The following is a 19,119-nucleotide window of genomic DNA, read 5'->3' as shown; positions in this document are numbered from 1 at the left end:
GACGCTCACGCCGCAGCTCCTTCTGGCAAGCGATAGAACCGGGCGGCGTTGCCGCCGAGAACGGCCGCTTGTTCCGCTTGGGAAAGGTCGCCAAGCAGGCGATCAGTGACCTCGGTCCAGAACGCGAAAGGCGCCGCCAGCGTCAGCACTGGCCAATCTGAGCCCCAGAGCAGCCGGTCAGGGCCGAACCATTCCAGCAGGCGGTCCAGCACTGGTTGGAGCGTTTGCACCGCCATCTCGACTGTGCTGCGTTGCTCGGGAGCCATCTCGGTGAGGAGGCCCGAGAGCTTGCAGCAGATACGCGGGTCCTGCGCGAGTTCAGCCATGCCACTAAGCCACATCACGTGGCGCGGATCGTCTGCAGGGGCGGCGAGCGCGGGCTTGGCGGCATGGTCGATCACCACCGGCAGATCCGGGTAGCGGGCAGTGAATTGCCGCAGTGATGCGAGATTGCGCGGCATGACCAGGGCATCGAAGCTCAAGCCGTGCTCGAGCAGAGCCTCGATGGCGTCCGGACGCGGACGCGTCGCGATCCAGTCGGCCTCGTCGAGATCCTGCAGCATGGGGCGGACCCCCTTGAACAGGGGGAAGGTGGCCAATTGTGCGATGGTTTCGGCAGCATCTTGCGCTGCCAGGTCTACCCAGCCAACAACCCCGCCGCCTCGTGGATCGGCAGCGGCGACGTCCAGCAGGAAGCGGGTTTCAGCGACCGTGGGAGCCGCCTGAACCAGCATACGCCTTTCGATGCCCGCCTCTTGCGCGAGTGGGTCGAGGTCCTGCGGCCCCCAGTCGCGATAAATGGGAGCAAGGGCGGCGTTGTCTGGCTGCAGCCAGCCATAATCGCCCCGCCCCAGTTGCCAGAAGTGACAGTGGGAATCGATGCGCCCGGACATGATCTGAGCGGCCTAGATCGTTACGCCGCCGTCGACGACGACCGCCTGACCGGTAACGAAGCGCGATTCATCGGACAACAGGAACACCACCATGGGGGTAATGTCATCAACAGTGGCCAAGCGCCCCATGGGCTGGCGGGCGATGAAGTCCTTTTCGGCCTGCACCGGGTCGGCAGCGCTGGCGATGCGGCTGCGCAGCGAGGGCGTATCCACGGTCGCGGGGCACAGCGCATTGCAGCGCAGGTTCTGCTTAACGAAATCGGCGGCAATGCCCTTGGTCAGGCCGATCACTGCAGCCTTGGTGGTGCCGTAAAGGAAGCGGTTCGGAAAACCCTTCACCGAGGAGGCCATAGAGGCCATGTTGAGGATGGCGCCACCGCCGGTCTGCTTGCCGCGCTCCAGCATGCCCGGCAGGAAGGCCTGGATGGTGTGGAACATGCTCTGCACATTGAGCGAGAAGCTGAATTCCCAGTCGGCGTCGGTGCAATCGAGCACGGTGCCGTTATGCACAAAGCCGGCGCAGTTGAAGAGGCCATCGAGCGGCGGCAGCTGAGCGGCCAGCGCCTTAATGGCCGCACCATCACGCATGTCGAGCACATGGGTGGTGATGGCCGCATTCTCGACTTCGAGGCTCGCGAGCCCTTCGGCATTGATGTCAACGGCGATCACTTCAGCGCCCTGCGCCGCGCAGGCCAGCGCACTGGCGCGCCCCATGCCCTGAGCCGCCGCCGAAATGAAGATCCGCTTGCCTTGCAGCCGCATATTGATTGCCCCCTCCAGTTCAATCTCGGACGCCGACGCGTCTCATATACAAATCATGTGTTCACAAATGAACCACACCTGCAATAGAAAACAAGGGAGGGGAGCACGCCATGACCAAATCTGCTGCTGCGCTTGCGGATGAGCGCGAGGACCGTTATCGCGCCCCGGCGCTGGACAAGGGCCTCGATATTCTGGAGCTGCTCTCGGAGCAGGCGGGCGGCTTGACCCGCGGCGAGATCGTCAAGGCGATGGGCCGCAGCCCGGGCGAAATCTATCGCATGCTCGAGCGGCTCGTCGTGCGCGACTATGTCAGCCGCTCGGCTGAGGGCGATCGCTACGCGCTGACGATGAAGCTCTTTGTGCTTGCCCATCGCCATCCCCCCGTGCGGCGGCTGGTGGCTCGGGCCATGCCACTGATGGACGGCTTTGCCCGGGAGATCGGGCAATCCTGCCACCTCGTGGCGCCGGACGCCGATAGCGGGATTGTCGTGGCGCAGGCCAGTTGTCCGGGCAACTGGGAATTTGGCATCCGGGTAGGCACCCATCTCGACCTGCTGTCCACCGGGTCAGGACTGCTGCTGCTGGCGTTTCAGGACCCGCATACGCGCGAGGAACTGCTGGTGCGCTGGGGAGGCACTGACAAGCAGGCGCGGGTACTCGACAGCGAAAAGGTACTCGCGGCGTACAAGGCGCAGGGCTTCCGCGTCGGACAAAGCCAGCAGCTGGTGGGGGTGGAAGACATCAGCGTGCCTGTGCTGTCGCCGGACGGCTTTGCCATTGCCGCCCTCACCTGCCCGTTCCTGCAGCGGCTGGACGGCACAGCACCCAATGCCAGTGCCGCGCTCGCCAGCCTTAAGGCTTTGGGTGAGAAACTATCCCTCAGCTAAGACTTTCAGCTGTTGGGCAAGACTTCGTCAGGGCCAAGCACACCTTTGCGGATGGCAAAATCGGCATAGGGCCGGCGCTCCTGCGTCCAGATCACAGCGTAAGCCTGCTTGGCCCGCTCGTAAAACGCATAGCGTTCGATACCGATCATGCGGAACTCGGTGCCTTCCAGCAACTGCATGACCTCCGCCTGGACCGGCACGATCTCGTCGGGCGCGCCGACCACTTCCATCCGGGCGACAGCATCGGTGACATAAGTGTCGATCGGCATCACCGAGAGCACGGCCTGGACAGCACGCACAATGCCGCAATCCATGCGGATCGGCCGCCCGAAAACCGTGCTGCGCGCCACCGAATCGGCCGGGAAGTTGGAATCGGCGATGATCAGGTCGTCGCCATGCCCCATCGCTCGTAGTGCCAGTAGCGCCTCGGGGCTCAGCAGTGGATCAATCCCTTTTAGCATCCTTGATGTCCTTGGTGGTTGCAGCGTCGGAGAATGCAGTCTGGCCCGGATCTGGGCGGACAACAATGCCACCCTTCGGAAGAAGGAAGGCATAACCATCCCACGAGGCATCGCGCGGCAACGGAACCGAGTTCAGGCTAGGCCGTTCTGTCTGCCGCGGGGCAAGAGCGCAGTTTTTACGGCGCGAACCAAGGTGCACGAACGGGGCACCGGAACAATTTGGAGTATAACAATGAAGAAGATTCTCTTGGCTTCGGTGGCTGTTATCGCAATGGGCGTTAGCCCGGCATTTGCCCAGATCCTCAAGAACAACACGGATGCTGGCGCAGCTGTTGGAGCGACCTCAGGCGGTGTTGCTGGCGCCGTTGCCGGTGGGCTGATCTTCGGGCCGATCGGAGCGATCATCGGCGGCTTTACGGGCGCCACAATCGGTGCGGAAGCCGGCGTCGAGGCCAGCGACATTGATTATGTCCGCCTCAACCCAACCGAGCCAGTGGTCATCGATGGCGACGTCGACGTTGGTTATGTGGTTCCAGAAACCGTCGTGATCGCTCCGGTCGAGGGCCGCGACAATCTCGGTTACTTCTACACCGAAGATCGCGTCTACTTCGTGGATCTGGGCAACCGCTCCGTGATCTACTCGCCTGGTACGGTGGTTGCGGGCCAGTAAGCCCGTTTCAAGATCGGGAGCGGACCAGTCCGCTCCCCTTCCCGAAAGCCGCCCCCTCCTCCCGGGCGGCTTTCCTGTCTTTGGACCATATTGGAGGTCCACACGCGAACATGCGGGCCGTTTTGCCGCGGCCCCGGCGGATTGTGCTGCTGCGCACTTGGTGCCTACATACCGATCAGGCACCGCGCTCCGGCACCAGCTTCTTTCCCGAAAACGGGGGCGTTGGAGCTGGGCTGAAATAGAGTAGTTCGGCGTCTTGGCGGAGCGTTGTCATGACCTATGGCCTTACAGCAGAGCTCCTGGCGCGCATCCAATTCGCGTTCACGGTATCATTCCACTTCATCTTTCCCGCATTTTCCATCGGGCTGGCCAGCTTTCTTGCCGTCCTCAATGGTCTCTGGCTGTGGAAACGCGACCACGCCTATCTACGCCTGTTTGAATATTGGAAGACCATCTTTGCCGTAACCTTTGGCATGGGCGTGGTTTCAGGCATCGTGATGAGCTACCAGTTCGGCACAAACTGGTCCGTGTTCTCCGACCGCGCAGGCGCGGTTATTGGCCCCTTGATGGGCTATGAAGTGCTGACGGCGTTCTTCCTTGAAGCCGGTTTCCTCGGCATTGCTCTGTTTGGCCGTCAACGCGTGGGCGATACGCTCCACATGGTTGCAGTGTGTGCCGTGGCGTTGGGCACCCTGATCTCCGCTACCTGGATCACCTCAGCCAATAGCTGGATGCATACTCCGGCGGGCTATTCCGTCGCTGAGAACGGCATCTTCCTGCCCGAGGATTGGTGGGCGATCATCTTCAACCCCTCGTTCCCGTATCGTCTCACTCATACCGTGCTCGCCGCCTATCTCACCACCGCATTCACCGTCGGTGCCGTGGGGGCCTGGCATATGTTGCGGGACAGATCGAACCGTCAGGCACAGATCATGTTCTCCATGGCCATGTGGATGGCGGCCGTGGTCACCCCGTTGCAAATATTTGCTGGCGACCTGCAGGGGCTCAATACGCTCGAATATCAGCCAGCGAAGATCGCCGCCATGGAAGGGCATTATGAGACCCATACTGACGGCGCGCCGCTGATCCTGTTCGGGATTCCGGACGACAAGGCTGAAACGACCCATTTCGCAATCGAGATTCCCAAGCTCGGCTCGCTGATCCTGACCCACAAGCTCGATGGTGAGGTCAAAGGCCTCAAGGAGTGGGCACCTGAAGACCGTCCGCCAGCCTTGATCCCGTTCTTCACCTTCCGGATCATGGTCGGTATCGGCTTTCTGATGCTCGGCATCGGGCTGTGGTCACTATGGGCGCGCTGGCGCAAGACCCTTTTCACCAATTCATGGCTGCATCGCGCAGCGCTGGTGATGGGACCGTCCGGCTATGTTGCCGTGCTCGCGGGCTGGTACACCACGGAAGTCGGCCGGCAGCCCTACACTGTTTACGGCGTTATGCGCACCGCCGACAGCTTGTCACCCGTAGCGGCACCGGCAGTGGGCGCCTCTTTGACCGCGTTCATCATCGTTTACTTCGTCGTCTTCGGCGCGGGCGTCTTCTATCTGTTCCGGTTGATGCGCCGGCCGCCGATCCTAGAGGAGGATCACGAGCTAGACAAAGGCCCGCATCGCGCCGCCGGAATCATGCCCGGCCCCGCGCAGGAAGACCCGATCCGATCAGGAGGCGCCGGTGCCAATTGACCTTGATCTGCCAACAATCTGGGCCGGGATCATCGCCTTTGCGGTGCTGGCCTATGTGGTGCTGGACGGCTTTGATCTGGGGATCGGGATCCTGTTTCCGTTCTTCCCCAAGCGGCACGACCGCGACGTGATGACCAATTCGGTCGCCCCGGTATGGGACGGCAATGAAACCTGGCTGGTGCTGGGCGGCGGTGGGCTGATGGCGGTGTTCCCGGTGGCTTATGCCACCGTGCTGCCGGCCCTTTACATGCCGATCATTCTGATGCTGCTCGGCCTGATCTTTCGCGGCGTTGCCTTCGAGTTTCGCTGGCGCACCCATCGCGGCTCTGCCTGGTGGGACAAGGGGTTCTGGATCGGCTCCACCTTGGCCGGGTTTACCCAGGGCATTGCGCTGGGTGCACTGGTGCAAGGTATCCGGGTCGAGGGCCGCTCCTACGCTGGAGGCTGGTGGGACTGGCTGTCGCCCTTTTCCGTGCTGTGCGGCGTCGCTGTTGTGGTTGGCTATGCTTTGCTGGGCGCAACCTGGCTCAACCTTAAGACCTCAGGGGAACTGCAGGCCCATGCGCGCAAAGTGGCGATGTGGTCGGGCGCGGGCCTGCTCGTGCTAATCGGCGTGGTCTCGCTGTGGAGCCCCTTCATCAACCAGGTTTACTTCGAGCGCTGGTTTGGCTGGCCCACGATGTTGTTTTCGGGCGTGGTTCCCCTGCTGCTGGCCGCCTGCGCCTTTGCCCTTTGGCAGGGGCTCGTAACCGACAAGCACTTGCAGCCCTTTCTCGCCGCGTTGGGGCTGTTTGTCTTGAGCTTTGCCGGGGTCGGCATCAGCTTTTACCCCTATATCGTGCCGGGCAGCTTTACTATCGAGGAAGCCGCGGCGCCCGATAGCTCCTTGCTGTTCCTGCTGGTTGGCGCTGTTGTTCTGGTGCCAGTTATCCTGGCCTACACCGCCTATGCCTATTGGGTGTTTCGCGGCAAGATCGACCCGGAGGAGGGCTACCATTGACCGGCCCCCGTTCAAGGGCCAGCCAATGGTTGTGGTTCGTTGGCCTGTGGATCGCGGGGGTTGCGGCTGTAACCGCTCTTGGCCTCGTGATCCGGTTGTTCCTGGCCACCTAGGCGGCTAGGCTTTCCAGCAGTTCACCAATGATGAGCACCCGCTCGGCAGGTGTTTGCGTTTCTTGGCGCGAGATGAGTCGTCCATCGCTCAGTTCCAGTACGCCTCCGCTTTTTTTGGCGAGCCTCTGGGCGCTGCGTTCCGGGGCGGTCAGGGCGATCGCCAGGGGACCGGCTTCGATCTTGCTGATGCCCAAGGCGGGCGCCGCAATGGCGATGCGAGCAGCACCCAGGAGGGTTCGGGTCGCCTCAGGCAGTTCGCCAAAACGATCCGCCAGTTCATCGGCAAAGGCATCCAAGGCTTCGGTGGTGCGCAGCCGTTGCAGCCGGGCATATAGATTGATGCGAACCACGGCTTCCGGAACGTAGTCGGGCGGGATTGAGCCGCCGCCACCCAGATTGAGATGAATGGGGCCGCTGTGTTTGCCGCCCTCCCCCTTGGCGGCGGTGACGGCGCGCTCCAGCAGATCCTGGTAAAGCCCCGCCCCGAGCAACTTCATATGTCCGGCCTGTTCGTCGCCAAGCAGATCGCCGCCGCCGCGCAGGTCAAGATCACGGGCACTGATTTCAAATCCCGAGCCCAGGCGGTCAAAGGCCTCAAGCGTCGAGAGACGGGCCCGTGTAGCTTCGGGGATCTCATCGTTGGGATCGGTGAGGAGATAGGCGATCCCCTGGGCCCGGGCCCGACCCACGCGACCGCGCAACTGGTGCAGCTGCGATAGGCCGAAGCGGTCGGCGTGCCAGACCAGCATGGTGTTGGCGCGCGGCACATCGAGACCACTTTCGATAATGGTGGTGGCCAGCAAGATATCCCCCACCCCATTGGCGAAATCCACCAATACCCGGTCAATCTCGGCCGGGGGCAGATCGCCATGGGCGATCGCCACCGTGAATTCCGGGACGATGCGGGCCAGTTCCTCGGCGAATGGAGGAATATCTTCGATGCGCGGCACGACAATGAAGCTTTGCCCGCCGCGTCGCCGCTCGCGCAACAAAGCGGTGCGCAACGAGCCCGCATCAAAGGGCGCCAGGAAAGTGCGGATGGGCCGGCGGCGAGCGGGAGGGGTCGCTATAATGCTCACATCCTGCAAACCCACCAGGGCTGCCTGGAGGGTGCGCGGGATCGGCGTCGCGCTCATCATCAGCACGTGCAAATCGGGTGCGAGCGCGCGCAACTGTGCCTTAAGCTTGGCACCAAACCGCTGCTCCTCATCGATGATCACGAGGGCAAGGTCATTGAACGCCACGTCCTTGCCCACCACGGCTTCGGTTGCCACCAGGACCTGGACCTCTCCGCTCGCAAGCTCTTCCCTAACCGCCTTGCTCTGCGCCGACGTCAGCAAACGCGAGAGCTGGGCAACCTTGATGTCGGTGCCCGCGAAGCGCCGCTCGAAGCTTTGCAGGTGCTGGCGGACCAGCACCGTCGTGGGAGCGACCAGCACCACTTGCCGGCCAGCCAAGGCCGCTGCCGCGGCTGCTCGCAATGCGACTTCAGTTTTGCCAAACCCTACATCGCCACAGACCAGGCGGTTCATCGGCCGCCCGGAAGCCAGGTCCTCCAGCACTGCGTGGATCGCGGCCGACTGGTCGGGTGTTTCTGGATAGGGGAACCGGGCCGCAAGCCGCGCAAAAGCTGCCGCAGGTGGTTCGATCGGCTCGGCCGTGGCCTGTGCCCGGGCCTTGGCCGCTGCCGCCAATCCCTCGGCGGCGGCATCAATCTGAGCGCTGACTTCCGCCCGCCGATTCTTCCAGGCATCGGTGTGCAGCCGGTCCAGTGTGACAGCCTCGGCGTCGGCGCCATAGCGCCACAACCGACCGAAGTCCTCCACCGGCACCAGCACGGACGCACCGCCATGGTATTCCAGGCGCACGGTGTCTTGCTCGCTCCCTTCTACCTCGACACGATCAAGGTCACGCAAAATGCCGACGCCATAGTCCTCGTGCACTACCACGTCGCCGACCCGCAGCTCGGTTTGGCCCAGCAGCACGGCAGCATCGGTTTGTTCCGCGTCGGCAAGGCGGGTGCCCAAGGCGTCAGGGGCGGCGATGACAACAAGGTTGTTGGCCCGGTCCACAAAGCCAGCGTCGAGGTCGAAGGGCAGCGCCAAAGGCTGGTTCGTTGGCTCCGCGTCTACATCGTGCCAGGTGGCCAGCAGCTTTGGCGAGGGCCCGCGGGAGCGGCGGAGCATTGTTCGCAGCCGCTCCAGTTCGCCGTCGGTGCCTGTCACCACTACTCGTTGCCCACCCTCCAGCTGCTCGCGCGTGAAGCCCGCAAATGCGCGGGAGGGATTCCGCTCCAAGGTAAAGCGCGGTGCGGGCTCGACCCCTTCCAGGTCGAGCTCCTGTAATTGGCGGCTCGCGAGCGCTGTGGTCCACTCGTCACCGGAGAGGTAAAGCGCCTCAGGCTGCAGCGGCCTTGATTCAGCGCCGAAGTCAGTTGCGGCTTGGTGGGCTTCCCTGATCTGCTCGATCAAGGTGGGCGCGCGCTCCGCCGCAATCTCGCTGACCCAAAGGGTGGCGTCCGGAAGGTAATCGAAGACCGTTTGCAGCCGCTCGTATTGCTGCGGCAGCCGATGCTCGGCGCCGGGGAGCCGCTCGACATCATCGCCGATCAATTCAGAGGCGGCCCCCAAAAGCAGCTTGTCCTGTTCCTCTTCGGTCCGCTGGCTGCGCGGATCGTAGGCAAAAACGCTCTCGATCCGGTCGGCTTCATCGAGCATCAGGCGGAATGGGGCTTCGCCGTCGGCTGGAAAAATCTCGATCGCGCCGCCCCTGAGCGCAATCTCGCCAGGCTCATCTACCCGGTCGTCAACTTCGTAACCAGCGCGCCCGGCAAACGCTTCGAGCGCTTGCCGGTCCAGCGTTTCACCGCGGCGCAGTTCAAGCACACAGCCGCTGACGGCTTCAGATGGCGGAACCCGCTGCAACGCGGCATCCACCGACGTTACCAGGACGCGGGCCCCGGCCCGTTCACCCAGGCACTGCCGAAGGGCGGACATCCGTTGGCCCATGCTCTCATGGCTGGGGGAAGACCGGTCATAGGGGAGGCAATCCCAGGGAGACAGCAACAGCACCTGGGCCTCGGGGGCAAAACTGCGCAGTGCTCGAGCGGTTTCCTCAGCTCGACGCTCACTCGAGACAATCAGCAGGACTGAGCTGTTCGCACCAAGCATGGCCGCCAGGCGGAACGCGGTTGCGGCGGCGGGCGGCTGCCGGGAAGCCGCCGATCGATCTTGCTCAATGGATGCTGGATTGCCCCGAGGGGCGAGCCGGCGCGAGGGAATAGCCTCGGCAGCAGGGGTGGTCATGGGAAGGTCACTCGAAACAACTGGACTCCGGCAACGCGGGTGAGGTGCCCGTGTTCCCCCCATGCCAACTCTTGTTTTGATCGCAGCGTCAGGTGGCGGGGAACAGCTGCCAGCGGCGCGGCCGGAAGGTGAGCTGGCTGCGTTCACCAGCCGGATGATCAAAAGGAAGGTCCAGTTCCACCTTGTGGTTGGCCGGACCGAGATCAACTTCAACCCGTCGTGTTCCCCCGACGCGGCGGCTGGTGTGCACCGTGCCAGCGAGCGTCGCATCGCCTTCCACCAGATCCACGTCGTGCGGCCGGAAGAACATGCGCGCCGGACCGGGCTGCACCCCAGGAGCAGGCACGCCGATCGCGCGACCGGCAACCAGCAGTTCCCCTTTGTCCACCGTCACCGGCAGTTCGCTGGATTCCCCGATAAAGCCGAACACGAAGGGCGAGGCGGGGTGATCATAGACCTCATCGGGGGTGCCCACCTGTTCGATGGCCCCCTGGCTCATGACGCAGAGGCGGTCGGACAGCTCGAGCGCTTCCTCCTGGTCGTGCGTCACAAAGACAGTGGTATGACCGGTGCGGTCATGCATTTCCCGCAGCCACCGACGCAGCTCGCGCCGGACCTGTGCGTCGAGCGCGCCAAAAGGTTCATCGAGCAGCAATACGCCGGGCTCAATGGCCAGGGCGCGGGCGAGAGCCACGCGCTGGCGCTGCCCGCCCGAAAGCTGATTGGGGTAGCGCTTTTCGAGGCCGGAAAGCTGGACGAGATCGAGCAGTTCCATGGCGCGACGTCGAATTTCCCCTGCTGGCGGTCGCGTGGCTCGTGGGCGCACCTTGAGGCCAAAGGAGATGTTTTCGAGAATGGTCATGTGCCGGAACAGCGCATAGTGCTGGAACACAAAGCCGATATTGCGCTCCTGCACCGTCTTTTCCGAGGCGTCCATGTCGCCAAAGAAGATCTTGCCTTGGCTCGGCATTTCCAGCCCAGCGATCAAGCGCAACAGCGTGGTCTTGCCGGAGCCGGAGGGCCCCAGCAAGGCGATCAACTCGCCTGAACGGATATCGAGCGACACGTCCTTGAGCGCGGCAAAGCCATCGAACTCCTTGCGCACATTGCTAACGCGAACTTCCATTAAATCTCGATCTCCGATCAGTGGCCGCTGGCGGCGATTTCATCGCCAAAGCGCCATTCCAGGGCGGTCTTGAGCACGAGCGTCACGAGGGCCAGCATGGCCAGGAGGGACGCCAGCGCAAAAGCAGCCGTGGCATTATACTCGTTGTAGAACATTTCGACTTGCAGCGGGATGGTCGTGGTTTGGCCGCGGATCCGGCCAGACACCACCGCAACGGCCCCGAACTCGCCCATCGCACGGGCGTTGCAGAGCAGCACGCCGTAGAGCAGGCCCCATTTTATATTGGGCAAGGTGACGCGCCAGAAGGTCTGCCACCCATCGGCACCGAGCGACAGCGCCGCTTCCTCATCCCCCGTGCCTTGATCCTGCATCAAGGGAATGAGTTCACGGGCGACAAAGGGAAAGGTGACGAAGATGGTGGCGAGGACAATGCCCGGCACCGCAAACAGCACTTCGATGCCGTGGGACTTTAGCCACGGGCCCAGCAGGCTGCCGCCACCGAACAGCAGCACATAAACGAGGCCCGAGATCACGGGCGACACGGAGAATGGCAGGTCGATCAGCGTGATGAGGAAGGCCTTACCCTTGAACTCAAACTTGGCGATAGACCAGGAGGCGCAGATGCCAAAGACGACATTGAGCGGCACTGCAATCGCCGCAACCAGCAGGGTCAAGCGGATCGCAGCCTGCGCGTCCGGGCTGCTTAGCCCCGCGAGGTAGGGGCCAAACCCGGCCCGGAACGCTTCCGAAAACACTGCCACCAGCGGCAACAGCAAAAACAGCGCCATGAACAGGACGCTGATGACGATCAGCGCGAGCCGGACCCCGATGCTTTCTGAAATGGGGGAGTGTCGGCTAATTGCCATAGCCATACCTCGCTCGGCTCCAGGCTTGGATCAGGTTGATGGCAAAGAGGAGGGCAAAGGAGATCAGCAGCATCACGGTCGCGATCACGGCGGCGCCGGTATAGTTGAACTCTTCCAGCCGAATGACGATCAGCAGCGGCGCAATTTCCGAAACAAAAGGAATGTTACCGGCAATGAAGATCACGGAGCCATATTCCCCTACCGCTCGGGCGAATGCCAACGCAAACCCAGTGAGGATGGCCGGCGTCAAGCTCGGCAGCACGACGCGCGTGATGGTCTGAAAGCGATTAGCCCCCAGGGTGGCACTCACCTCTTCTACTTCGCGGCTGACCTCCTCAAGGATGGGCTGGATGGTACGCACCACGAAAGGCAAGCCGATGAAGATCATCGCAATGATGATGCCCGTCGGCGTATAGGCGACCCGAATGCCCAGCGGCGTGAGCAAGGCGCCAACAAAGCCGTTCGGCGCGTAGATCGCCGTCAGGGCCACCCCAGCCACCGCCGTTGGGAGGGCAAAGGGCAGGTCAACCATTGCGTCGAGGAGCCGCCGACCCGGGAAGCGATAGCGTACCAGGACCCAGGCAATCAGCGTGCCGAAGATCACATTCACTACCGCGGCAAACAGCGCGGTCAAAAAGCTGACCCGCAGTGCTCCCACCACCCGCGGATCAACCGCTGCGGCCCAGAACACGCCGAGCCCCTGCCCGGTGGAGCGCAAAACGAGAAAGACCAGCGGCACGAGGATTATCAAGGAGAAAGAGGTCAGCGTGAAACCGAGGGTCAGGCCAAACCCGGGGATTACGCTGGACTGACGGAAGCGCCAGCGGGCGCGCACCGGTGTCGTTGCCGTCAGCGTACTCAACAAGGAGCCCCGCCACTGGTAGCGGGATCACGCTGGCTAACGCCGCTGGCGTTTATCGGAAAATCGATACTCATCTCGCGCCCCCGTGCCGTTGCGCGGAAAACCTAGCGGGTCGGTCGGGATTAACAAGCCTTTACCTGCCGCATTGCAGGAGCGTCTGGAAAAATAATACTCGCGGGGGCCGCCCCGGCAGCACGCGGCGACCTTGACCTCCTCGGGCAGCACGGCCGCACTAAATTTCTTCGCGCTGCAGCGGACCCATAGTGGTGATGTCCTCACCCCGCCGCATGGCGATGTTCATGCGGAAGCTGTTCCCGACCCGCTCGGAGCGTTCGATGAAGACTGCAGCGATCTCAGCGGGGCAGATCCGCACAACCGTTTGCCGAAACAACCGCAGCCAGCGCTGGAAGTGCACGTCGGAAAGCTCGGGAATGGCGATGTGCTTGGGCAGCGGCCGTCCGCCATAGCGCCCCGTGCCCAACAGCATGGACGACCAGAAATCCGCGATGAGTTCGAGGTGCCGCGGCCAGTGGTCCTCGGGGATGAGGCGGTTGAAGACCGGCCCGATCAACGGGTCGGATCGGGCATCGGCATAAAATGCGTTCACCACGCGTCGGATCAGTGCCTCGTCCAGTCCCACCGGCATGTCCCAGCCGATGCGGGACAGCCTGGCGCTTGCGGGAAACTCTGTATCAGACATCGCGTAACGCCGGGCGAATGGAATAGGAGCAGCGCCGGCCGCCCGAGACGATGTGCTCGGTTCGCTCCACTTGAGCACCCTCCCCTAGCACATGGCGGAACACATCGAGCTCGGCCCGGCAAAAACCCTGGCAGGCCGTGGCGGCGGCGCAAATCGGGCAATGGTTTTCCATCAGCAACAGACCGCCGTCCTCCTCCTGGCGCCACTCCGCCATGTAACCTTCATCCGAACGGAGCCGGGCCAAGGTGGCAACTTTCTCGCTGAGGTTTGCCTTGTCAAGCATAGCCTCGTGGTAGGCTGCGGTTGTCGCCATCTCCCGGCCCGAGATCACGGTGTCGAGTGCCGCCTCACCCAACTGGCTGCGGATCAATTCAAGCAATTGCACCGTCAGCGCCGCATGCGTGTCGGGAAACCGTGCCATGGCTTGGGAAGTGAGGCTCCAGTTTTGGCCAGGCCGACCCACACCCTTGGGCTCGCTGGTGGCGCTGACCAGACCCTGGTTTGCCAGCTTGAGCAATTGTTGGCGAGCCGCTTCTGCACTGGTGCCAAGCAGGGCACCCAAAGCTGCGGTGCTCAGCGAGCCATGCATCTTTATAGCCATGAGCAGCCGCTCCCCTGGGCTGCGAGGGGACCACTGGTGGTCTTGCATGTCGTGGCTTGACATCGAGGGCGAGCGGGTTTTCAAAGGAACTACTTGGAAAATACCCGGAACCAGCGCTTAGATCAAGCTCGCTCCGGAATCGGCAGCCCGCCAAAGCGGCTCACGCCGATCCAACAGATGGAACCGGCGCGTGTGCGCGAGGATTGCAGTAGGACGGACGACGGCAAATGGTGGACGGCTGGATGGCTGACTTTGACTATCCCGACGCCTTGCGTCTCCGCGCCCCCCGTCGCCCCACAGTCGGCGATGCCGAGTTCCGCGCCGCCATGGCCGCGATGGCATCCACGGTCCATGTGGTGACAGCACGGCGCGGCGAGGAACGCGTCGGACGCACAGCAACCTCCATGCTGTCACTGTCGGCGGCGCCGCCTTCGATCCTGGTGTCCATCGACATGGTGAGCCGGCTGGCCGATGTGATCGCCAAGACCGGTGGGTTCTCCCTTGCCATGCTGGCCGATGATCAAAGCGAGATCGGCAATGCTTTTGCGGGCCGGATGGACCCGCTGGATCGCTTCGCCTCTGGACAATGGGGAAGCTGGCCTTCTGGCAACCCTATGCTGCTGGGCGCCGTCACTGCCATCGACTGCGAAGTGATCGGCGCCATTGAGACGGGTACCCATGTACTGTTTGCGGGTGCGATCATTGAGGCGGAAACGACCACCACGCGCTCGCCTTTGCTTTGGCAGCGGCATCACTACCATTCGTTAACAAGACACCAATAAGCGTTGCATGCAGGGTATGGCTCGGCAACTGCCAGGCGCCGCCTGCATTTCCCTTTCACCCAGGGAGGTCCCCCTTGCCCCGCTTCTTTTTTCACTACCGCACCGATGACCGGTTGATCCGTGACCTTGATGGCAGCGAACACCCCGATCTTGATGCTGCCGAATTGCGGGCCGGCGAAATCGGCCGCGCCATTGTCGAGCGGCTGGCCGCCGAGGATGAAGACGCCGAGTTGCGCGGCTCGATCGAGATCACCGATGCCGCCGGCGCGGAGTTGCTTTATGTCGTGTTCTGGGCGGGACCGCCCCTTGCCCCCGGCGGCACGCCGTTCTATCCCACCACACTGCATTAACATCTCCGCCTTAGGCGAAAGTCTGCCTTGCCAGCCTCATGGAGGTTGCGACACTTGCAGCAAGCCCTACCAACCGCGAGTGCGCCAATGACCCAGACGCTTAAGCAGTGGCTTGCCACTGCCACCTCCAGCCCGGAACTCGCATGGGTTGTCGATACCGTGGCTGGAGCTTGTGCCGAGATCGCCGCAGTGCTGCGCCTGGCGCCGCTCGCGGGACAAACGGGCCTTGCGGGGGCCACCAATGTCCAGGGCGAGGCGCAAAAGCAGTTGGACGTAATCTCCAACGACATATTTGTCAGGCACTTGCGGGCAAATGCGGCTGTTTCGATTCTAGTGTCCGAAGAGTTGGATGAAGCGCTTCACCTGAACGATGAGGGCGGGTTTATGGTCGCCTGCGATCCACTGGATGGCTCGTCCAATCTGGATGTGAACGTCACCGTGGGCACCATTTTCTCCATCCTGGCCGTTGACCCCAAGGCTCCTGACCTGCTGCAACCCGGCACGCGTCAGCTTGCAGCGGGCTATGCCGCTTATGGTCCGGCGACCAGCCTCGTCTTGAGCTTTGGAGATAAGGTGGCGACCTTCGCCATTGACGCAAGCGGGCAGTTTGCCCTGGTTGAGGACGGGGTGTCCGTACCCTCAGCGTCAGCAGAATACGCCATCAATACGGCCCGTGCCCGCTTCTGGGACCAGGCCACCAGCGCTTATGTTGCCGAGAACGTCGCGGGCGAAACGGGTGTCGCGGGCAAGCGCTACAACATGCGCTGGATCGGCTCCATGGTCGCCGACATCCACCGCATCCTGATGCGCGGCGGCATTTTCCTCTACCCGCTCGATAGTGAAACTGCGAGCAAGGGCGGTCGCCTGCGCCTGCTCTATGAAGCCAACCCCATGGCGTTTCTTGTCGAGGCTGCGGGGGGACGCGCCACCACCGGACCCCAGCGGATCCTTGAGGTCCAGCCCACCTCCATCCATCAGCGCGTACCAGTGATCCTGGGGTCGGCCGAGGAAGTGGCGCGCGTTGAGGCGCATTACCAAAGGCTATAGAACTGGGTTTACGAGCGCGGGTGCGGCTCCTTATACATTCCCCAGAGGAGCCGGCCTCTGTGCGTCGGCTGGGGGAGCCAAATGAGCGAGACGCATCCGATTTTGCCACCGAGCAACAGAAGCCTTTGGAGCAACCGCCCATTCCATCGGCAGTGGTTGATGCGGCAGGCCAATGACCTTTTCGACTTTTTTGAAGGTGCCTCGATCAACGCCGCGGGCGGGTTCTTTGAACTAGATGACAATGGTCACCCGCTCAATGCCGACAACCCGGTGCGGGCAATCCACACCACCGCCCGCATGGTGCACTGCTTTGCGCTTGGGAGCTTGCTGGGCCGGCCGGGGTCGGACGAGATCGTTGACCACGGAATGCGCTATCTTTGGGAGCGGCACCGCGACAGCACGCATGGCGGCTATAGCTGGTCGCTCGACAATGACGGGCTCAAGGACAGCAGCAAGCAGGCCTATGGCCACGCCTTTGTGCTGCTGGCCGCATCGAGCGCCAAGCTCGCCGGCCACCCCCTTGCCGACCTCATGCTGGCTGACGTCACCGAAATCATCAACCGCCAATTCTGGGACGCTGAGGTCGGGGCGGTGCGAGATGAGTTCGGCGCCGACTGGTCCGCGATCAGCACCTATCGCGGCCAGAACTCCAACATGCACATGACCGAAGCGCTGATGGCCGCCTTTGAGGCCACTGGCGACCGCGCTTACCTGAACAAAGCCGAACGGATTGCCGAACTCATCATCGGCAAGCATGCCAGCGCACTCGATTACCGGGTGGCAGAGCACTTCACGCAGGACTGGGTGTTAGACAGGGATTACCTCGGCTCGGAGATGTTCCGGCCCTCCGGCACCACGCCCGGACATTGGATGGAGTGGTCGCGGCTGCTGCTCCAGCTTTGGGTTCTAAGCGACAAGCGCAACTCATGGATGACCGAAGCGGCGCGCAGTCTCTTCCGCCAGGCCATCGAGCTGGGCTGGGACAAGCAGCATGGCGGTTTCTATTACACGCTGGACTGGAACAACCAGCCAGCGATGCGCGAGAAGCTCTGGTGGCCGGTAAGCGAGGCGATCGGTGCGGCGGCGTTCCTCTCTCATTACGATCGGGACCTCTATTTCCAGCACTGGTATCGCCGGTTCTGGGACTTTGCGGCCAATCACATGATCGACCATGAGCGTGGCGGCTGGCATTCGGAACTGACGGAGGACTTGCAGCCCACATCGCGCCTGTTCGTGGGTAAGCCTGATATCTACCATGCCCTGCAAGCCTGCCTTATTCCGCTTTATCCAGCGATCGGTTCGCTCTCGCATGCGATCATCCAGACCGACGATACCGCCGCCTTGACCTAGGTAATCGGGACCTGCCCTGCCACGTTTTGCGCGCTTCAAGCGTTAAGGGCAAAACGGAGAAAGCACATGACGCAGGATCTTTCGGGCAAGGTGGCGCTGGTGACTGGTGCCGGTTCGGGTATTGGCAAGGCCGCAGCGCTGACGCTCGCCCAAGCGGGCGCCAGCGTGGTGGTGATGAGCCGCACGGCCAAGGAGGTTGAAAAAACCGCCGAGGAGATCAAGCAGGCCGGCGGCACAGCCACGGCGATGACCGCCGACACCTCTGACGATGTGGCGATGGCAGAGCTGTTCAGCCAGTTGGTGCAGGAACATGGGCGCCTTGACATCGTCGTAGCCAACGCAGGCGTGAACGGGGTTTGGGCCCCCATTGCCGAGTTGAAGCCCGAGGAATGGGACAAGACCATCGCCATCAATCTGCGCGGCACTTACCTGACCATCCATTATGCGGTGCCGCACCTGATCAAGGCGGGCGGCGGATCGATCGTCGTGATCTCCTCGATCAATGGCACGCGCACCTTCACCAATCCCGGCGCCACCGCCTATTCCGTGACTAAGGCGGGGCAAGTCGCCATGGTGCAGCAACTGGCTGTAGAACTCGGGCAGCATCGCATCCGCATCAACGCGATCTGCCCGGGTGCCATCGAATCCGAAATTTCGGACAATACCGAAAAACGCAACAGCGAAGCGGCCGAAGTACCGGCTGAGTTTCCTGAGGGCGACATCCCCCTGACCGGCGGTGAACCCGGCGAAGCAGAGGACGTGGCCAACGCCATTCTGTTCTTTGCATCCGAGCAGTCGCGCCATATCACCGGCACGCCGCTCTGGATTGACGGGGCGCAAAGTCTGATCCGATAATTCGAGCTAAATCATAGTAATTAGAGGGGCGTGATCTTTGATCTTGCCCCTATTACATTGCCACTGGCGCCATAACGCCCCTGCGCATTATAAAGGTGCTGCTTAGCCGGACGGCTAAGAGCCATGCGAGGCCTTCTTAACTGGTTTGCGTCCTTCTGTCGCAATCACACTTGCTTTGCTGCTCCTCCCCCCTATATAGCTCCAGCATATATCGGACCTGAATAGGTCTGCTGGAGCCTTCCATGAACGTCAGAACCTTGTGCCTTTCGATCCTCTATGAGGGCGAAGCGACCGGATACGAGATCCGCCGCCGATGTGTGGAGGGTGAATGTTCCTATTTTATCGAAGCCAGCTTCGGCTCGATCTATCCCGCGCTGGCCAAGCTTGAAGAAGAAGGGCTCGTCACCAGCCGCACCGAGCAGCAAGAAGGCAAGCCGGCCAAGAAGGTCTATGCCATCACAATCGAAGGCCGCCATGCATTTGCCAAGGAGTTGGCAGAACCTCTCGGCGAAGATGTGCTGCGCAGCCCTTTTCTGCTGTTTGCCCGCTACGCCCATCTGATGCCGGCAGACCTTGTGGAGCAGCGTGGCTCTGAGTATCTGCAGCGCACCCTGGACTGCCGAAGCGGCATGGAAACTGCTGCTACCGAGCGCGAGATGAGCGCAGCCGATTGCTGGGTGGTCGGCTTTGGCCGGGCCATCATGGAAGCTTCGGAAAAGTATTTGCGTGCGCATATGCACGAGTTGATCGGCTTGGCGAAGACCGAGCGAAACAAAGACGCGGCTGAGTAAG

General features: G+C 62.4%; 19 protein-coding genes. 10 read left to right on the top strand and 9 right to left on the bottom strand.

Annotated elements, in window-relative coordinates; genetic code table 11:
- Positions 1-5: 5 nt before the first annotated feature.
- On the bottom strand, positions 6-893 hold the full coding sequence (locus ELX51_RS04725) for an amidohydrolase family protein (RefSeq protein WP_127752436.1): 888 nt from the start codon (positions 891-893) through the stop codon (positions 6-8).
- Positions 894-905: 12 nt separating this feature from the next.
- A complete protein-coding gene (locus tag ELX51_RS04720; RefSeq protein ID WP_127752435.1) occupies positions 906-1,655 on the bottom strand; it encodes an SDR family oxidoreductase in 750 nt (249 codons plus the stop codon).
- A 110-nt stretch (positions 1,656-1,765) separates the two neighbouring features.
- Between ELX51_RS04720 and ELX51_RS04715 the strand changes: the two genes are divergently transcribed.
- Positions 1,766-2,542: a helix-turn-helix domain-containing protein gene (locus tag ELX51_RS04715; protein WP_127752434.1), complete on the top strand. Its 777-nt coding sequence runs from the start codon at positions 1,766-1,768 to the stop codon at positions 2,540-2,542.
- Positions 2,543-2,547: 5 nt separating this feature from the next.
- Here the strand turns inward: ELX51_RS04715 and ELX51_RS04710 are convergent, their stop codons facing one another.
- A complete protein-coding gene (locus tag ELX51_RS04710; RefSeq protein ID WP_127752433.1) occupies positions 2,548-3,003 on the bottom strand; it encodes an RbsD/FucU domain-containing protein in 456 nt (151 codons plus the stop codon).
- A gap of 232 nt (positions 3,004-3,235) precedes the next feature.
- Between ELX51_RS04710 and ELX51_RS19955 the strand changes: the two genes are divergently transcribed.
- The 3 genes from ELX51_RS19955 to cydB all read left to right on the top strand — a co-directional run bounded on the left by ELX51_RS19955 (position 3,236) and on the right by cydB (position 6,370).
- A complete protein-coding gene (locus ELX51_RS19955; RefSeq protein ID WP_164854758.1) occupies positions 3,236-3,673 on the top strand; it encodes a DUF1236 domain-containing protein in 438 nt (145 codons plus the stop codon).
- Positions 3,674-3,945: 272 nt separating this feature from the next.
- Positions 3,946-5,370 (top strand): cytochrome ubiquinol oxidase subunit I, encoded by a 1,425-nt coding sequence (locus ELX51_RS04700; protein ID WP_127752431.1) that lies wholly within the window; start codon positions 3,946-3,948, stop codon positions 5,368-5,370.
- Entirely contained in the window at positions 5,366-6,370 is a 1,005-nt protein-coding gene (gene cydB / locus ELX51_RS04695) for a cytochrome d ubiquinol oxidase subunit II (RefSeq protein WP_127755176.1), read from the top strand. The genes ELX51_RS04700 and cydB overlap by 5 nt, the downstream gene beginning before the upstream one ends.
- 109 nt (positions 6,371-6,479) lie before the next feature.
- On the opposite strand, the gene ELX51_RS04690 is transcribed toward cydB, so the two are convergent.
- From ELX51_RS04690 to ELX51_RS04665, 6 genes are all read right to left on the bottom strand, one after another.
- On the bottom strand, positions 6,480-9,788 hold the full coding sequence (locus ELX51_RS04690; protein WP_164854757.1) for a DEAD/DEAH box helicase: 3,309 nt from the start codon (positions 9,786-9,788) through the stop codon (positions 6,480-6,482).
- A gap of 88 nt (positions 9,789-9,876) precedes the next feature.
- Complete coding sequence (locus ELX51_RS04685; RefSeq protein ID WP_127752429.1) at positions 9,877-10,914, bottom strand: sulfate/molybdate ABC transporter ATP-binding protein; 1,038 nt, start codon at positions 10,912-10,914, stop codon at positions 9,877-9,879.
- Positions 10,915-10,931: 17 nt separating this feature from the next.
- Entirely contained in the window at positions 10,932-11,786 is an 855-nt protein-coding gene (gene cysW, locus ELX51_RS04680) for a sulfate ABC transporter permease subunit CysW (protein ID WP_127752428.1), read from the bottom strand.
- Positions 11,770-12,633, bottom strand: a complete 864-nt coding sequence (cysT, locus tag ELX51_RS04675) for a sulfate ABC transporter permease subunit CysT (RefSeq protein WP_127755175.1) — start codon at positions 12,631-12,633, stop codon at positions 11,770-11,772. Before cysT ends, cysW begins: the two co-directional genes overlap by 17 nt.
- Before the next feature lie 241 nt (positions 12,634-12,874).
- A complete protein-coding gene (locus ELX51_RS04670; protein WP_348983130.1) occupies positions 12,875-13,342 on the bottom strand; it encodes a group III truncated hemoglobin in 468 nt (155 codons plus the stop codon).
- A complete protein-coding gene (locus ELX51_RS04665; protein ID WP_248305249.1) occupies positions 13,335-13,943 on the bottom strand; it encodes a metalloregulator ArsR/SmtB family transcription factor in 609 nt (202 codons plus the stop codon). The genes ELX51_RS04670 and ELX51_RS04665 overlap by 8 nt, the downstream gene beginning before the upstream one ends.
- Positions 13,944-14,185: 242 nt before the next feature.
- Between ELX51_RS04665 and ELX51_RS04660 the strand changes: the two genes are divergently transcribed.
- From ELX51_RS04660 to ELX51_RS04635, 6 genes are all read left to right on the top strand, one after another.
- On the top strand, positions 14,186-14,725 hold the full coding sequence (locus tag ELX51_RS04660) for a flavin reductase family protein (RefSeq protein ID WP_127752426.1): 540 nt from the start codon (positions 14,186-14,188) through the stop codon (positions 14,723-14,725).
- 74 nt (positions 14,726-14,799) lie between these two features.
- Positions 14,800-15,075: a hypothetical protein gene (locus ELX51_RS04655; RefSeq protein ID WP_127752425.1), complete on the top strand. Its 276-nt coding sequence runs from the start codon at positions 14,800-14,802 to the stop codon at positions 15,073-15,075.
- An 87-nt stretch (positions 15,076-15,162) separates the two neighbouring features.
- Positions 15,163-16,122, top strand: coding sequence for a class 1 fructose-bisphosphatase (locus ELX51_RS04650; protein WP_127752424.1), 960 nt, complete (start codon positions 15,163-15,165; stop codon positions 16,120-16,122).
- Positions 16,123-16,281: 159 nt separating this feature from the next.
- Positions 16,282-17,472: an AGE family epimerase/isomerase gene (locus ELX51_RS04645; protein WP_348983129.1), complete on the top strand. Its 1,191-nt coding sequence runs from the start codon at positions 16,282-16,284 to the stop codon at positions 17,470-17,472.
- Between the two features lie 66 nt (positions 17,473-17,538).
- On the top strand, positions 17,539-18,327 hold the full coding sequence (locus ELX51_RS04640) for an SDR family NAD(P)-dependent oxidoreductase (protein WP_127752422.1): 789 nt from the start codon (positions 17,539-17,541) through the stop codon (positions 18,325-18,327).
- Positions 18,328-18,569: 242 nt separating this feature from the next.
- Positions 18,570-19,118, top strand: coding sequence for a PadR family transcriptional regulator (locus ELX51_RS04635; RefSeq protein ID WP_127752421.1), 549 nt, complete (start codon positions 18,570-18,572; stop codon positions 19,116-19,118).
- Position 19,119 lies beyond the last annotated feature (1 nt).

Source organism: Devosia sp. 1566, assembly GCF_004005995.1.
Classification (GTDB): domain Bacteria; phylum Pseudomonadota; class Alphaproteobacteria; order Rhizobiales; family Devosiaceae; genus Devosia.
The sequence above is the reverse complement of the archived record's forward strand: the minus strand, read 5'-3'. Positions and strand labels throughout refer to the sequence as shown.

Coding starts and splice junctions, on each gene's coding strand:
- ELX51_RS04725 (WP_127752436.1), bottom strand. CDS start 893: ATGTCCGGGCGCATCGATTCCCACTGTCACTTCTGGCAACTGGGGCGG.
- ELX51_RS04720 (WP_127752435.1), bottom strand. CDS start 1,655: ATGCGGCTGCAAGGCAAGCGGATCTTCATTTCGGCGGCGGCTCAGGGC.
- ELX51_RS04715 (WP_127752434.1), top strand. CDS start 1,766: ATGACCAAATCTGCTGCTGCGCTTGCGGATGAGCGCGAGGACCGTTAT.
- ELX51_RS04710 (WP_127752433.1), bottom strand. CDS start 3,003: ATGCTAAAAGGGATTGATCCACTGCTGAGCCCCGAGGCGCTACTGGCA.
- ELX51_RS19955 (WP_164854758.1), top strand. CDS start 3,236: ATGAAGAAGATTCTCTTGGCTTCGGTGGCTGTTATCGCAATGGGCGTT.
- ELX51_RS04700 (WP_127752431.1), top strand. CDS start 3,946: ATGACCTATGGCCTTACAGCAGAGCTCCTGGCGCGCATCCAATTCGCG.
- ELX51_RS04690 (WP_164854757.1), bottom strand. CDS start 9,788: ATGACCACCCCTGCTGCCGAGGCTATTCCCTCGCGCCGGCTCGCCCCT.
- ELX51_RS04685 (WP_127752429.1), bottom strand. CDS start 10,914: ATGGAAGTTCGCGTTAGCAATGTGCGCAAGGAGTTCGATGGCTTTGCC.
- cysW (WP_127752428.1), bottom strand. CDS start 11,786: ATGGCTATGGCAATTAGCCGACACTCCCCCATTTCAGAAAGCATCGGG.
- ELX51_RS04670 (WP_348983130.1), bottom strand. CDS start 13,342: ATGTCTGATACAGAGTTTCCCGCAAGCGCCAGGCTGTCCCGCATCGGC.
- ELX51_RS04665 (WP_248305249.1), bottom strand. CDS start 13,943: ATGGCTATAAAGATGCATGGCTCGCTGAGCACCGCAGCTTTGGGTGCC.
- ELX51_RS04660 (WP_127752426.1), top strand. CDS start 14,186: ATGGCTGACTTTGACTATCCCGACGCCTTGCGTCTCCGCGCCCCCCGT.
- ELX51_RS04650 (WP_127752424.1), top strand. CDS start 15,163: ATGACCCAGACGCTTAAGCAGTGGCTTGCCACTGCCACCTCCAGCCCG.
- ELX51_RS04645 (WP_348983129.1), top strand. CDS start 16,282: ATGCGGCAGGCCAATGACCTTTTCGACTTTTTTGAAGGTGCCTCGATC.
- ELX51_RS04640 (WP_127752422.1), top strand. CDS start 17,539: ATGACGCAGGATCTTTCGGGCAAGGTGGCGCTGGTGACTGGTGCCGGT.
- ELX51_RS04635 (WP_127752421.1), top strand. CDS start 18,570: ATGAACGTCAGAACCTTGTGCCTTTCGATCCTCTATGAGGGCGAAGCG.